This window comes from Phenylobacterium sp. Root1290 (genome assembly GCF_001425305.1).
Taxonomy (GTDB): Bacteria; Pseudomonadota; Alphaproteobacteria; order Caulobacterales; family Caulobacteraceae; genus Phenylobacterium.
Window position 1 is genome coordinate 631,211 of sequence record NZ_LMEE01000003.1, and the last position, 13,805, is coordinate 645,015.

General features: G+C 69.2%; 12 protein-coding genes. 6 read left to right on the forward strand and 6 right to left on the reverse strand.

Annotated elements, in window-relative coordinates:
- Nucleotides 1-49 precede the first annotated feature (49 nt).
- Nucleotides 50-1,747, forward strand: coding sequence for an arylsulfatase (locus ASC79_RS17600; protein WP_056021401.1), 1,698 nt, complete (start codon nucleotides 50-52; stop codon nucleotides 1,745-1,747).
- 88 nt (nucleotides 1,748-1,835) lie between these two features.
- On the opposite strand, the gene ASC79_RS17605 is transcribed toward ASC79_RS17600, so the two are convergent.
- On the reverse strand, nucleotides 1,836-4,148 hold the full coding sequence (locus tag ASC79_RS17605) for a TonB-dependent receptor (RefSeq protein ID WP_056106324.1): 2,313 nt from the start codon (nucleotides 4,146-4,148) through the stop codon (nucleotides 1,836-1,838).
- Between the two features lie 317 nt (nucleotides 4,149-4,465).
- On the opposite strand from ASC79_RS17605, the gene ASC79_RS17610 reads away from it, so the two are divergent.
- Nucleotides 4,466-5,281: a hypothetical protein gene (locus ASC79_RS17610; protein WP_156378366.1), complete on the forward strand. Its 816-nt coding sequence runs from the start codon at nucleotides 4,466-4,468 to the stop codon at nucleotides 5,279-5,281.
- Here ASC79_RS17610 and ASC79_RS17615 read toward each other — a convergent pair.
- A complete protein-coding gene (locus ASC79_RS17615; protein WP_200937223.1) occupies nucleotides 5,278-6,462 on the reverse strand; it encodes a hypothetical protein in 1,185 nt (394 codons plus the stop codon). The genes ASC79_RS17610 and ASC79_RS17615 overlap by 4 nt on opposite strands.
- A gap of 168 nt (nucleotides 6,463-6,630) precedes the next feature.
- Nucleotides 6,631-7,464 carry a phosphatase PAP2 family protein gene (locus tag ASC79_RS17620; RefSeq protein WP_082532198.1) on the reverse strand — a complete coding sequence of 278 codons (834 nt, stop codon included), beginning with the start codon at nucleotides 7,462-7,464 and terminating at the stop codon, nucleotides 6,631-6,633.
- A 74-nt stretch (nucleotides 7,465-7,538) separates the two neighbouring features.
- Here ASC79_RS17620 and ASC79_RS17625 point away from each other — a divergent pair, with 74 nt between their 5' ends.
- Complete coding sequence (locus tag ASC79_RS17625) at nucleotides 7,539-7,862, forward strand: acylphosphatase (RefSeq protein ID WP_235528873.1); 324 nt, start codon at nucleotides 7,539-7,541, stop codon at nucleotides 7,860-7,862.
- 60 nt (nucleotides 7,863-7,922) lie between these two features.
- Here the strand turns inward: ASC79_RS17625 and ASC79_RS17630 are convergent, their stop codons facing one another.
- Complete coding sequence (locus tag ASC79_RS17630) at nucleotides 7,923-8,747, reverse strand: enoyl-CoA hydratase/isomerase family protein (RefSeq protein ID WP_056021384.1); 825 nt, start codon at nucleotides 8,745-8,747, stop codon at nucleotides 7,923-7,925.
- A gap of 69 nt (nucleotides 8,748-8,816) precedes the next feature.
- Complete coding sequence (locus tag ASC79_RS17635) at nucleotides 8,817-9,008, reverse strand: hypothetical protein (protein ID WP_156378365.1); 192 nt, start codon at nucleotides 9,006-9,008, stop codon at nucleotides 8,817-8,819.
- A 258-nt stretch (nucleotides 9,009-9,266) separates the two neighbouring features.
- On the opposite strand from ASC79_RS17635, the gene ASC79_RS17640 reads away from it, so the two are divergent.
- Nucleotides 9,267-10,253: a class 1 fructose-bisphosphatase gene (locus ASC79_RS17640; protein WP_056021377.1), complete on the forward strand. Its 987-nt coding sequence runs from the start codon at nucleotides 9,267-9,269 to the stop codon at nucleotides 10,251-10,253.
- Nucleotides 10,254-10,265: 12 nt separating this feature from the next.
- Here ASC79_RS17640 and ASC79_RS17645 read toward each other — a convergent pair whose 3' ends face one another.
- Nucleotides 10,266-11,411, reverse strand: a complete 1,146-nt coding sequence (locus tag ASC79_RS17645; RefSeq protein ID WP_056023572.1) for an aminotransferase class I/II-fold pyridoxal phosphate-dependent enzyme — start codon at nucleotides 11,409-11,411, stop codon at nucleotides 10,266-10,268.
- Nucleotides 11,412-11,515: 104 nt separating this feature from the next.
- Between ASC79_RS17645 and ASC79_RS17650 the strand changes: the two genes are divergently transcribed.
- Nucleotides 11,516-13,192: an amidohydrolase gene (locus ASC79_RS17650; RefSeq protein WP_056021375.1), complete on the forward strand. Its 1,677-nt coding sequence runs from the start codon at nucleotides 11,516-11,518 to the stop codon at nucleotides 13,190-13,192.
- Nucleotides 13,189-13,743 (forward strand): sugar O-acetyltransferase, encoded by a 555-nt coding sequence (locus tag ASC79_RS17655; protein ID WP_369817303.1) that lies wholly within the window; start codon nucleotides 13,189-13,191, stop codon nucleotides 13,741-13,743. Before ASC79_RS17650 ends, ASC79_RS17655 begins: the two co-directional genes overlap by 4 nt.
- Nucleotides 13,744-13,805 lie beyond the last annotated feature (62 nt).

Sequence of the window (13,805 nt, forward strand, 5' to 3'; positions counted from 1 at the left end):
ACATAATATCGGGGCGGGTCGAAACCTGAGCGGAACCTCGGAGTCCGCCATGATCCACCGCCGCGTCCTGCTCACGACCTTGCTGGCCTCGACCGCCTTTGCGCGCGTGGCCGCCGCCGCGCCGCGGCGGCCGGCGCGGCCGCCGAACATCGTCACCATCGTGCTCGACGATGTGGGCTTTTCGGACCTGGGCTGTTTCGGAGCCGAGATCCGCACGCCGAACATGGACAGGCTGGCCAGCCGCGGCCTGCGCTACAACCGGTTCGACACCAAGGCGGTATGCTCGACCACCCGCGCGGCGATGTTCACCGGGCGTAACGGCCACACGGTGAACATGGCGGACGTTCCGGACGTCGGCATGGTGGCGCCGCCCGGCTCGTTCCCGAAGACCGCGTTCCACATTCCCGAGAACGCCCAGAACATGGCCCAGGCCCTGAAGGGCGCCGGCTACGCCAACTGGATCGTCGGCAAGTGGCACCTGATCCCGAAGGAGCAACTGGGCGAGGGGACGGCGCGCGGCGACTGGCCGCTGCAGCGAGGATTCGATTATTTCTACGGCTTCGCGCGTGGCTGGACCGACCAGTACAAGCCCGACCTGGTGGAGAACAACGGCTACATCCATCCCAAGCTGCCGGCCGACTACCACCTGTCGAGCGACCTGGTGGACAAGTCGATCGCCCTGATCGGCGAACATCGCGGCAAGGCGCCCGACCAGCCGTTCTTCCTGCACCTGGGGCTGGGGGTTGCGCATGCGCCGCTGCAGGTCCCGGCCCGTTATTCGGACGGTTACAAGGGCGTCTACGACAAGGGCTGGGACGAGATCCGCCGCGCGCGCTTCGAGCGCCTGAAGCAACTGGGCGTGATCCCGCCCGACACGGCGCTGCCCCCCGCCAATGATGGCGACCGGCCGTGGTCCGAGCTGAGCGCGGACGAGAAGGTGATCTTCGCCCGCTACATGGAAGTCTATGCCGGCTTCATGGAGCACGCCGACGAGCAGATCGGCCGGCTGCTGGCGACGCTGGACGACAACACCATCGTCGTCCTGTTCTCCGACAACGGCGCGGCGTCGGAAGCCGGCCAGGCCGGCGAGTTCAACGGGCTCTATCGGCCCAACACCCTGGCCCCGGCCGAGCAGCTGGCGCGGCTGGCGCAGCTGGGCACGGCGGAGACCCAGGCGGCGTATCCGCGGCCTTGGGCGATGGCTGGGGTGACGCCGTTCCGGCGCTACAAGCTGTGGCCCTACCAGGGCGGAGTGCGCACGCCGCTGATCATTTCCTGGCCGGCGAAGATCAAAGACGGCGGGGCGGTGCGCCGCCAGTTCGTGGATGTGATCGACATCGCCCCGACCCTGCTGGAGGCGGCGGGGACGAAGTTCGCCGAGGTGGTCGACGGCCAGCCGCAGCTGCCGGTGGCGGGACGCTCGTTCGGCGCGACCTTCACCAACCCGAAGGCGCCGGCCGCGCGGACGACGCAGTTCTTCGAACTGCGCGGCAACCGGGCGATCACCGACGGCGGCTGGCGGGCCGTGGCGATGCACAAGTGCGGCAGCCCCTTCGATGAGGATCGCTGGGAGCTGTTCAACATCGACGTCGACTATTCCGAGAGCGTCGACCTGGCCCAGCGTCATCCCGAGGTGCTGGCCCGTATGCAGCGGCTGTGGGCGCAGGAGTGGGAGCGCTACGGCTCGGGACCGATGCTGGAGCCTTCGGACCTGCTCTGCCGCTTCGCCCGCCAGTTCAACGAGTAGGCGACAAAAAATGGGCGCTGCAGGTGCAGCGCCCATTTGGATAGCGACGTGGCGGGCCGGCTCACCGCAAGGGTGAGCCGGATCCAGATCAGAAGTGGACCTTGGCCTCGACGCCCACCCGGCGGAACGCGTCCTGGGTCAGGCTCTGAGTGTAGCCCGCGCCGGTGGCGTTGGTGTCCAGGAACCCGGTGCCGATGCCGGAGTAGAACTGCTCGTCCAGCAGGTTGCGCGCGAATACGGTGACGCCGTAGCGGCCGTCCTGGCTCTGCAGGCCGACGTTCATGTTCAGCAGGCCGTAGCCCGGCTGGATGGTGTTCGGGTCGCGGAAGGTGAAGAACACCGACGAGCGGTAGCTGTACGAGAGGTCCGCCGTAAGGTCGAACGGGATGGATTCCAGCGGGCGATTGTAGTTGGCCGTCAGGGTGTAGGACCACATCGGAGCGTTGGTGAGGGCGCTGCCGGTGACCTCCTGGCGGCCGCCGACGCAGCCCAGGGCCGCCGTCTGGCCCGGATAGCAGGCCGGGGCGAAGTCTTCGACCCGGGTGTCGGCATAGGCGACGTTGCCCGAGAACTGGAACGCCTGGTTCGGACGGTACTGGGTTTCCAGTTCGACGCCGCGCGAGCGCAGCAGGCCGGCGTTGGCCAGCGCGAAGGTGGTGGTGTTGGCGTCGAACGTCTGGGCCTGGAAGTTCTCGATCTCGGTCTGGAAGAGCGTGATGTTGAAGATCATCCGCCGGTCGAACGGCGTGGTGCGCAGGCCGACCTCGTAGTTGTTCACGATTTCCGGGGCCAGGACGTACTTGCCCGAATTGACCGTCGCGGCGCTGAGATTGTTCAGCAGGTTGATCGCCTTGCCCTTGTAGCCGCGCGAGTAGGTCGCATAGGCCATGACGTCGTCATTGACCTTGTACTGCAGGCCGAGCTTGCCCGAGACGTCATCGTCGCTGGCGTTCAGGTGCGGGGCGTCGAGCGCCGGGCCGCCGAGGCTGGGAACCGCGGCGCGGGCGCCGGCCGGAATGGTGCGCAGGAAGCGCGCCTTCAGCTCCTCGTTGGTGTAGCGCAGGCCGCCGATCAGCCGCAGCTGGTCGGTGACGTTGAACGTCGCCTGGCCGAACGCGGCGTAGTTGCGGGTGCTGATCGCCCGGTCGATGAAGTTCTCGAAGTACTGACCGGCCGGCAGGACCTGGCCGAAGTTGCCGAGGATCTCGGTGGTCGTGGAGACGTCCTGGTCGAAATAGAACAGGCCGGCCACGTACTCCAGCCGCTGCCCGGCCGGCGAGGTGATGCGCAGCTCCTGGCTGAACTGGTCCTGCTTCTGGTGGGCGCTGTTGATGTTCAGCATCGCCAGCGGCCCGCCGTCGGCGTCGTTGTTGTCCTCGACCTCGAACGCCCGATAGGCGGTGATGGAGGTGAGGGTGAAGGCCTCGAACTCCTTGTTCATCTCGACCGAGGCCCCCCACGTGCTCTGGTCGTTGAACGCCTTGCCGTCGAAGTTGGCCTCGCGGCTGTAGGGGCCGACTTCGACGCCGGCGAACAGCGAGGCGCGGGTCGGGCCGGTCGGGCCGAAATAGCGGGTGGTCGGCAGGATCGAGCGCACGGTGCTGACGCAGCAGTCCTGGTCGGCGCGGGTGTAGTCGAGTGTGGCGAAGAGGTCGAAGCTGTCGTCGGGGCTCCAGACCAGCTTGCCGCGCAGGCCGTAGGAGTTGAGGCCGTTGTACTTCTTGCCGTCGAACTTGTTGGTGATGATCCCCTCGGATTCATTGTAGAATCCGGAGATCCGGGCGGCGAGCTCGCCGCTCTTGATCGGCACCGACACCGAGCCCTTGGCGCGGACTTCGTCGAAGGTGGCGTAGCTGAGCGAGGCGTCGGCCTCGAACTCGGTCAGGTTCGGACGGGCGGTGACGATGTTGATCACGCCGGCGGCTGCATTCTTGCCGAACAGCATGCCCTGAGGGCCGCGCAGCACTTCGATCCGCTCGACGTCGTTGAAGTCGAAGAACGAGCCGGCGCTGCGGCCGATGACGACGCCGTCGAGGACCACAGACACGGTCGGCTCGACGCCGTCGGAGAAGTTGAGGGTGCCGAGACCGCGCACCGACAGGCCCTGGCCGCGGGTGTTGGCCGAGGGCGTGAAGGTCAGGGACGGCGAGAGCTGCTGCAGCTGCTGCAGGCCCGAGACGTGGCTGTCGGCCAGAGCCTGCGCCGAGACGACGTTCACCGAGACCGGCACGTCCTGCAGGCGCTCAGTGCGCTTCTGGGCGGTGACGACCAGTTCGCCGAGCGTGGTCTCTTCCTGCGCGCTGGCCGCGGAGGCCCCGCCGAGTGCGACGGCAGCCGCGGCGCTGGCCAGCAGCGCGCGTTTCATGGCCGCGGACGACCGCGTGATGGTGGTGTGGAACATGCATCCCCCCTTGTTCTGCGCCTCGGCGGGCAACGGCCCGCGAGGCGTCGGCCGTTGCAGCAACGGCGTTACGCGGCGGAGATTTCTCCGGCCTGCTTAATTATGTCAACTTGAAAGTATCGTAATTGGGCGGGTGTGCGACGTCTGCAACAGGCGGAACTGTCAGGCGAGGAACCCGTGCGTCGGCTTCGATGGCGCGCAACTGGCGGGGCGTGAATTGCCCGGCGCGGCGCGCTAACAGAACCGGAGAGCGTGCGACTCGCCGCATTCTCGACAATCTTCGCCGCTTCCTTCCCCGGCTCATGTGGATTTCGCCGATGCGTAAGCTGTTCGCCGCGGTGGTCGCGGTCGCGGTGCTGGCCGTCGGCGCGACCGCGCAGGCCCAGAACTCACCCGCCGCCCAGCGCGTGCTCGACAAGGCTCGGGCGGCCTCAGGCGGCGCGGCCGGCTGGAATACGCTGCGCGGCGTGCACGAGGTCGGCGAGGAGGGCGGCAAGCCCATCGAGCGCTGGGCCGACCCGCTGCGCTTCGGCCTGCGGCAGGAGACCCAGACCGAAGGCGGGAGCAAGCTGATCCAGGGCTACAACGGCGCGGCCGAGTGGCGGATCCTGTCCAGCGGGGCGGCGACCGGATCGGACCGCGGCCCGTATGTGGCCAAGGTTCGGAGCGAAGCCTTCTTCAGCGCCTATGGCTATTTCTATCCGAGCCGCTTCGATCTGCGCAGCTCGCACGAGGGCGTGCGCCAGCATCAGGGGCGCAGCTACGAGGTGCTGCGCGTGCAGCCGGCCGGCGGCGCGCCGCGCGACATGTGGTTCGATGCGCGCACCGGCATGCTGGCGCGCATGATCGAGCACGACGGGCAGGGCGCGCCCGAGACGATCGAGGTTTCGGACTATCGCAGGGTGGGATCGGTGATGGTGCCGTTCCGTATCGTCACCTCGGGCGGGGACATGGCGGCGCCGCGCGAGCGGGTGCTGAAGCGGGTCGACTTCCTGCCTGCCGACCGGACGATGTTCAGCTTGCCCCCGCCTGCGCCGCCGAAGGCCGCGCCGCTCGCCCCGCCCGTCGCGACGCCCGCGCCGCCGCCGGCGGAGAAGCCCAAGCGGGGATGGCGGCGCTGGCTGGGATCCTAGAACAATAGCGCCTTCAACTCGTCGATGACGACCTGGGCCGGCATCGAAAGGAACATCGCCGGCACGAAGGGGGCGAGGGTCGCGCCGACCAGCATCAGCAGGCTGCGCGGATCGACCGGAATGAACCGCATCCCGTAGACGTTCGAAACCACCTGATAGAGGTCGGTGGTGGCGGAGAAGTCCGGCTCCGACAGCATCGGGCGGTCGTGCGGGCCGCGGAACCAGCTGTGCTCGAACTGGACGCCCATGTCCGTGGCCAGGACCCCGTAGAGCAGAGCGCCCCGCCGCCACGCCTGCATCAGCGGGCGCACGAAGAACAGCAGCGGGCCGACGGCGAGCAGCAGCACCAGGACCGTGACGCTGGCCATCAACATCGGATCGGTGAACGGCATGGCGAGGTCGTGTCGGTGCACATAGGCGAACCGGCCGGCGACAATGGTCCCGAGCCCCATGCCGACGATGCTGAAGGCCCGGACCGACTGGGCGAGGAAGCCAAGCCCGCCCGACTGGTCGGGGTGCGCCGCGACGAGGTGGAGATCCAGGCGCGCGATGCTGCGCAGGAACCACGCCCAGTTGGCGATGCGCCAGAGCCAGCCGAGCAGCAGGGCGAGCAGCAGCGGGATGCTGACCATGGTGTGCCACCATCCGGCCGGCGACAGGCGCGCGCCGTCCACGGTGACCTGCCACCGCGCCTGGCCCAGAACGGCGGGCTCGGTCAGGAGCATGGCGGCGACCTGGGCGTAGACGACGAGCAGGACGGCGGCCTCGGCCCAGAGGGAGTGCACCCGGCGCCGGGCGGCCTCGAGCGCCTCGGCGGCGCGGACCTCATCCTCTTCGCTGAGCAGGCCCGAGCCCTGGAAGTGGCGGGCGATCAGGCCGAGCCGCCGGGCGCAGACGACGTGGGCCAGCACCAGAAGCGGTACGGCGACGGCGTAGCGGGCGTGGACGCCGATGTCCTCGATGAAGGTGTAGAGAATGCCGGTGCGGCCCAGCACGATGTCGATGGCGACCAGCACCGCCAGCGGAATCCAGGCCAGCCCGAAAGCGAGCATCGCCCGGATGCCGGCATTGGGCGCGACGGGCGAAGGCAGCCGCGCCAGGGCCGTCAGCCGCCGGGGAGGGCCGCCTTCGAAGATCGATTCGACGCCGCTTACCGGCAAGATCGATGACTGCTGGGCCACGCCGCGTTCCCATGCTGGTTCGCGTCAAGCTTGGGCGCGGGCCGGAGGCGGCGGCAATCGGGTCTTCACCCGAGTTCGCAGCCAGCGTTGAGGCGGGATGCCGACGCGGGCGGCCATGCTGACGATGAACAAGATCATCGTCGCCCGCCTGGAGGCTGCGTACGCGGGCTAGCCGTTGGCGAGGGCCGCGGTTTCGGCGGCGCAGTCGCGGGTCGGCGCATGGCCGGCGGCGCGGGCGGCGACGATCTCGGCCTTGGCCGCCTCGAGGTCGGCGCGGAAGTCGGCGTTGTCGTGCAGCTTGGCGACCGTGGCGGCGCCCATCATGCGGCCCTCCTCAGTGTCGCTCAGCCAGTGGACGTTGCAGACCACGCGGCTCTGGGTGAAGGCGCGGCCGCGATGCAGCACCTCTGTGGCGCGGTCGGGCGCGGCCTCGGCCAGGATCAGCGCCCAGCCCCAGCCGATAGCGCTGTGGCCGGAGGGATAGGAGCCGTCCTTGCGCAGTTCGGCTTCGTCCTGCGGCGTGCACATCGGGGTGTTGTTGACCATGAACGGCCGCGCGCGCTGGAACTTGGTCTTGGTCGGGTAGGTGGAGAGCCCGTTGTCGACCAGGGTGCGGCGCAGAAGCGTGTAGAGCCGCGGCGTGGTCTCGGGGCTGACCTTGACGCCCAGGGCGCAGGAGAAGGTCTCGGCCGCGGCGGGGAACTTCAGTTCGGCGTCCTGAACGGCCACGGACCAACGCGGGCCGCCGTTCAGCGCCACCGCCGCCTTGGCAGAGGCGTCGTCGCGCGCCTGGGCCGCCGATCCGGCCGCGGGCGGCGGCGGCAGGATCGCCAGGCTGTTGGGGGCGCTGCCCATCTGCATGTAGCCGGCGAGGTAGCCGGGGCGGATTTCGGGGATCGGCTTGGGCTCGGCCTTCGCCTGGACCTGGGGCGCCTGAGCGCCGGGGGCCGCGCAACTCGCCGCCAGCACCGCCGTAGCGACAATCCATGCCTGCCTGATCATCGTCGTCTCCCACTCAGCCGATTCCGCGCAGCCTAGGCGGGTGACCATGCGTCAGGAAATCGGTTTGGCGCCCTATGCACGCGACATTGAACAACCACCCCCGGCGGCGCATCCTGGTGGTCATGGAGCGGCGAGCGGTCAGGCTGCGTATCACCGGACACGTGCAGGGCGTCGGCTACCGCTGGTGGGCGGAGCGTCAGGCGCGCGGATTGGCGCTCGACGGCTGGGTTCGAAACTGCCCCGACGGGTCGGTGGAGCTGCTGGCGATCGGCGACGAGGCCGCGCTGGAGCGGCTGGTCGCCGCATGCCGCGGCGGACCGCCGGCGGCCTCGGTCGCGGCGGTTCAGAGCCTGGCGGCGGACGACGACGGCAGCGTCGGGTTCGCCGCGAGAAGCTAGGGCGACCCGCCGCCGGCGCCGGCCCGGCTGGGGCCGGGCCGACTGCTGCTACGGGTGAATTTAGCGCCCCTGGAAGTCCGCCGGGCGCTTTTCGAGGAAGGAGGTCATGCCTTCCTTGAAGTCCTGGGTGCGGATCAGCTGCAGGAACTGCAGATAGACGTGGTGGACGTGGTCGTTGAACGTCTCCGACAGGCCCATCCGCATCAGCCGCTTGGCCGACTGCACGGCCAACGGCGCGTTGGCGGCCATTTCCAGGGCGATCTCGCGGGTCTTGGCGGCCAGCTCGGCGTCGGGGACGACGTGGTTGACCAGGCCCAGCTCCAGGCTCTCGCGCGCCGACAGGGTGCGGCCGGTGAAGATCAGCTCGGCGGCCTTGGCCCAGCCCAGCAGGCGCGGCAGGATCCAGGTGCCGCCGCTCTCGGGCACCACGCCGCGCTTGACGAAGGCGGCGGCCATCTTGGCGCTCTCGCCGGCGATGCGGATGTCGCAGCCCATGGCGGTGTCCATGCCGTAGCCGGCGGCCGAGCCGTTGAGGGCGCAGATCGTCGGCTTGTCCATGGCGAAGAGGACCGTCGGCGGCGTGTTGCGCAGGTCGAGGTTCACCGAGATGGTCGAGACCTGCTTGTCCGAGCCGATCCCCGAACCTTGCGTCGCGTCGACCAGGTCTAGGCCGGCGCAGAAGGCGCGGCCGGTTCCGGTCAGGACGATGACCCGGACTGCCGGATCCTCGTTGGCCTTGATCAGCAGCTGGGTCAGGCGGGCCAGCATCGGCCCGGAAATGGTGTTCAGCCGCTCGGGCCGGTTCAGGGTGAGGGTGGCGATGCCGTCGGCCACCTCATAGAGAACCTCTTCCGATTTGGGGGTCGTTTCCACCGCCGCGCTCATCGTCGCTTCCCTTTATGGCGTAAATTAATGGGGCCAGCCTATGCGCGGGGATGGGAGGCGGCAAGGCCCTTAGGCGTCGCGCCGCCGGGCGGTCCAGAGCAGCCATAGGCCAAGGATGATCGCGAACTGGGAGAGCGCCGCCAGCGCCGCGCCGAGCGCCAGGCCGATGGTCATCATCGCGCGGTCGCAGGCCTGGGAGCCGCAGTTGAACACGAAGATCTGGCCGGCCAGCGTGGCCAAGCCGATGACAGTCAGCAACACGCCCGCCGCCGCTCGCCCTGGCGAAAGACGGAACGGCGGGGACGCGGCGCCGGGCGGCCGATCGGGGGATGGCCGCCGGGGACCAAGCAGACGCTGCGGCGTCTTCAGAGGGTGGGACAGAAGCGCCATAGCGACCTCCTGGTCACTGCAACGTCCAACTAGGCCGAAGGGATGCGCCGCGCCTTGATCGACGTCAAAGCGGGTCGTCCTCGGCCGCACAAACGGCTATCGAGGGGCAGGATTGAAGGAACACGACGCATGACGACGACGCTCACCGACTGGCTCGCCAAGCAGGATGCGCCCACCGAGGGGCTGCGGGCCGGATTGGAGCGGGTCGCCGAGGCCTGTCGGGTGATCGCTGGCCTGGTTGAGCGCGCGCCGCTGGAAGGCCGCCTGGGCGCGCTGGCGACGACCAACGTGCAGGACGAGGTGCAGAAGGCGCTCGATGTCGCCTCCAACGACGTCTTCCTGGACATCTGCGGTCAGGAGCCCGCTTTCGCCGGCTTCGCATCCGAAGAGCTGGAAGAAGTGATGCCGGGACAGCCGGGCGGCAGCCTGCTGCTGGCGTTCGACCCGCTGGACGGCTCCAGCAACATCGAGGTCTCGATGTGCGTCGGTTCGATCTTCTCCGTAATGCCTGCGCCGGCCAACGCCGCCGAGGTGCAGGAAGCCGACTTCTTCCAGCCCGGCCGCAACCAGCTGGCCGCCGGCTATGCGCTTTACGGTCCGCAAGCCATGCTCGTGCTGAGCGTCGGCGGTGACGTGTCCGGCTTCACGCTCGACCGCGAGCGCGCCGCGTGGGTGCTTACCCATCCGCAGCTGAAGGTGCCCGAGCAGAGCAACGAGTACGCCATCAACTCGTCCAACGAGCGTCACTGGAAGCCCGGTCTGCGCAAGTTCATCGACGCGGTCCTGGCTGGACGCGACGGCCCGCTGAAGCAGGACTTCAACACGCGCTGGACCGCCGCGATGGTCGCGGACGTCCATCGCATCCTGGTTCGCGGCGGCGTCTTCTTCTACCCGGCCGACTCGCGGCCGAAGGTGGCGAACGGCAAGCTGCGGGTGCTCTACGAGTGCGCGCCGATGGGATGGCTGATCGAACGGGCCGGAGGCCGAGCGTTCGCCGCCGCCGGGCCGATGCTCGACCTTCGCCCGACATCGCTGCACCAGCGCTCGCCGATCGCGCTGGGTTCGCGCCAGGTGCTGGAGCAGGCCTGGACGGAATATCTGGCTCAGGACGCCTGAGGCCGGCCGCAGCTACTTCGCGGTCGCGGCGGCCTGGGCCGCAAACCACGGCTCCAGCCGCGAGATCGCATCTTCGATCTCCGGCGTGGAGACCGCGAACGACATGCGGATGAAGTGGTGGCCTTCGACCGGATCGAAGTCGACGCCGGGCGCCGTGGCGACGCCGGTGTCCTGCAAAAGGCGCTGGCAGAAGGCGAGGCTGTCGTTCGTCAGGTGGCCGACGTCGGCGTAGATGTAGAAGGCGCCGTCCGGCGGCGCGATGGCCGACAGCCCCAGGCGCGGCAGGGCGTCCAGCAGCAGGGCGCGATTGGCGCGGTAGACCTCGACGTGACCTTCCAGCTCGTCGCGGCAGTCCATGGCCGCCAGCGCCGCGTGCTGGGCGAGCGAGGGCGGGGTCAGGAACAGCGCGCCCATGTAGGCGATGGCCGCCTTCACGTGGTCGGGCGGCGAAAGCAGCCAGCCGAGCCGCCAGCCGGCCATGCTGAAGTACTTGGAGAACGAGTTCACCACGAAGGCGTTCGGCTCGAACTCCAGGATCGAGCGCGCCGGCTCGACATAGCTGAGGCCGTGATAGATTTCGTCGGAGACCAGCTTGATCCCGCGCTCGCGGCAGACCTTGGCGATCGCTTCCAGCTCAGCGGCCGGGATGATGGTGCCGGTCGGGTTGGCGGGACTGGCGATGATCACGCCGGCCGGGGCCGGGTCGAGGGCCGCGATCCGCTCGGCTGAGAGTTGGAACCGCTCGTTGTCGCCGCAGGCCAGCTCGATCGGCTCGATGTGCAGGGCTTTCAACGTGTTGCGATAGGCGACGTAGCCCGGCCGGGCCAGGGCGACGCGATCGCCCGGCGAGAAGGCCGAGGCCAGGGCCAGCACCAGGGCCGGCGAGGCGCCGCAGGTCAGGGTGATCTGGCTGGGTGCGACGGTGACGCCGTAGTTGTCGAGATAATGCCGCGCGATCCGCGCCTTCAGCGCCGGGCTTTCCCAGTAGCCCATCGGATCGGTGTCGAGCACGTGGTGCGCCGCTTCGATCGCCGCCTTGGGCGCGCCGGTCGACGGCTGGCCGAACTCCATGTGGATCACCGACCGGCCCTCGGCCTTGAGGCGATGGGCCAGTCCGCTGACGGAAATGGCGTGGAATGGGTCGATGCGCAGGGACATGCCGACCATCTGGCGTAAGGTCCCAGGCAAATCAAGGAAACCCGGCGGCCAGGCCGACCGGCATTCACGGAGGAAACATGTCGCGCGCGTCGAGACGAGGATTCATGGCTGGAGCGGGGGCCGTCGGCCTGGCGGGCGGACGTGCGTGGGCGGCCCAGAGCGACGCGGTCTATTTCGGCGGTCCGATCCTGACCATGGACGACGCGCGGCCACGGGCCGAAGCGGTGGCGGTGCGCGGCGGACGCATCCTGGCGGTCGGCGCCAAGGACGAGGTGCTGGCGCGGGCCGGACGTGGGGCGCGGCTGGTGGACCTGGGCGGGCGGACGCTGCTGCCGGGCTTTGTCGATCCGCATGGCCACGTCTCGTTCGTGGGCCTGCAGGCGGTCTCGGCCAACCTGTTGCCGGCGCCCGACGGGGAAGGCAATTCGATCGCGCAGCTGCAGGCGATCACGCGGGCCTGGCTAGATGCGAACCGTCCGTTCGTCGAGCGCTACAAGCTGATCATCGGCTTCGGCTACGACGACTCTCAGCTGCGCGAGCAGCGGCATCCGACGCGCCGCGAGCTGGACGAGATCTCGAGCGAGCTGCCGGTGATGTTCATCCACCAGTCGGGCCACCTGGGCGTCGCCAACTCCAAGGCGCTGGAAGCGGCGGGGATCAGCGCGGCCACGCCCGACCCGCAGGGCGGCGTCTTCCGCCGCGAGGGCGGGGAGCCGAACGGGGTGATGGAGGAGCACGCCTTCATGGGGGTGATGGGCAAGCTGCTCAGCCGGCTCGACCTCGACGCCAACCTGAAGATGATCGCCGAGGGCGTGAAGCTCTACACCCAGTTCGGCTACACCACCTGCCAGGACGGCAAGTCGTCGAGCGGCGGGGTGAAGGCGCTGCAGCTGGCGGCGAGCCGTGGGCTGCTGAGCGCAGACGTGGTGGCCTATCCCGACGCGCTGACCGCGACCGACGTGATGAAGGCGCCGCTCTGGGGCCGAACCTACAAGGACCGTTTCCGGGTCGGCGGGGTGAAGCTCTCCATCGACGGGTCGCCGCAGGGCAAGACCGCCTGGCTTTCCCAGCCCTATTTCGTCCCGCCCGAGGGGCAGAGCGCGGCCTATGCCGGCTATCCCGCCGTGCCCGTGGACCAGTGCCTGGCGGCCATCGACACCGCGTTCGCCAACGGCTGGCAGATCCTGGTGCACGCCAATGGCGACGCGGCCATCGACGTGCTGATCGCCGGGGTGCGCGAGGCGACGAAGAAGCACGGGCCGGGCGACCGGCGCCCGGTGATGATCCACGGCCAGACCGCGCGAGAGGACCAGGTCGACGCCTGCAAGGCGCTGGGGATCATCCCCTCGTTCTTCCCGATGCACACCTTCTATTGGGGCGACTGGCACCGGGACTCGGTGCTGGGGCCGGTGCGGGCGGAGAACATCTCGCCGACCGGATGGGCGACGCGCCGCGGGATGATGTTCACCACCCACCATGACGCGCCGGTGGCCAAGCCGGACTCCATGCGGGTGCTGTCGTCTACGGTCAGCCGGCGGACGCGCACGGGCGACATATTGGGGCCGCACCAACGGGTTTCCGTGGAGACAGCGCTGAAGGCGATGACCCTGTGGCCGGCCTATCAGCACTTCGAAGAGACGACCAAGGGCTCGATCACGCACGGCAAGCTGGCCGACTTCGCGCTGCTGTCGGGCGACCCCACCGCGACGGAGACGGACAAGTTGGCGTCGCTGAAGGTGGTCGAGACGATCAAGGAGGGCGTCAGCATCTGGCGCGGGTGAGCATGGCGCGGACGGAAAAGCAGAAGATGCTGGCGGGCGAGCTCTACGACGCCGGCGACGCCGAGATCCAGGCCGACCAGGCGGCGGCCGCCGCGTGGATGGCCCGCTTCAACGCACTCGACCTGCCGCCCGCGCGGCGCCACGCGCTGCTGGCCGAGCGGTTTGGGGCGGTGGGCGAGGGGGCGACGATCCGGCCGCCGTTCCACTGCGACTACGGGTTCAATATCAGCCTCGGCGCCGGGGTGTTCCTGAACTTCAACTGCGTGATCCTGGACGTGGTCGCGGTGACCATCGGCGCCAAGACCCAGATCGGGCCGGGCGTGCAGATCCTGACGGCGGACCATCCGCGCGATCCGGCCGAGCGGGCGCGGGGCGTCGAGTTCGGCCGGCCCATCAGCATCGGCGCCAATGTGTGGATCGGCGGCGGGGCGATCATCCTGCCCGGCGTCAACGTCGGCGACGACGCACTGGTCGGCGCGGGCGCGGTGGTGACCCGCGACGTGCCGCCCGGCGCGACGGTGGTCGGCAATCCGGCGAAGCTGCGCGCATAGCTATCCTCGAGGAGCGGCGGCGGTCCTCGGACTTTGCATAGAAAAGCCCGGCGCGGCGCATA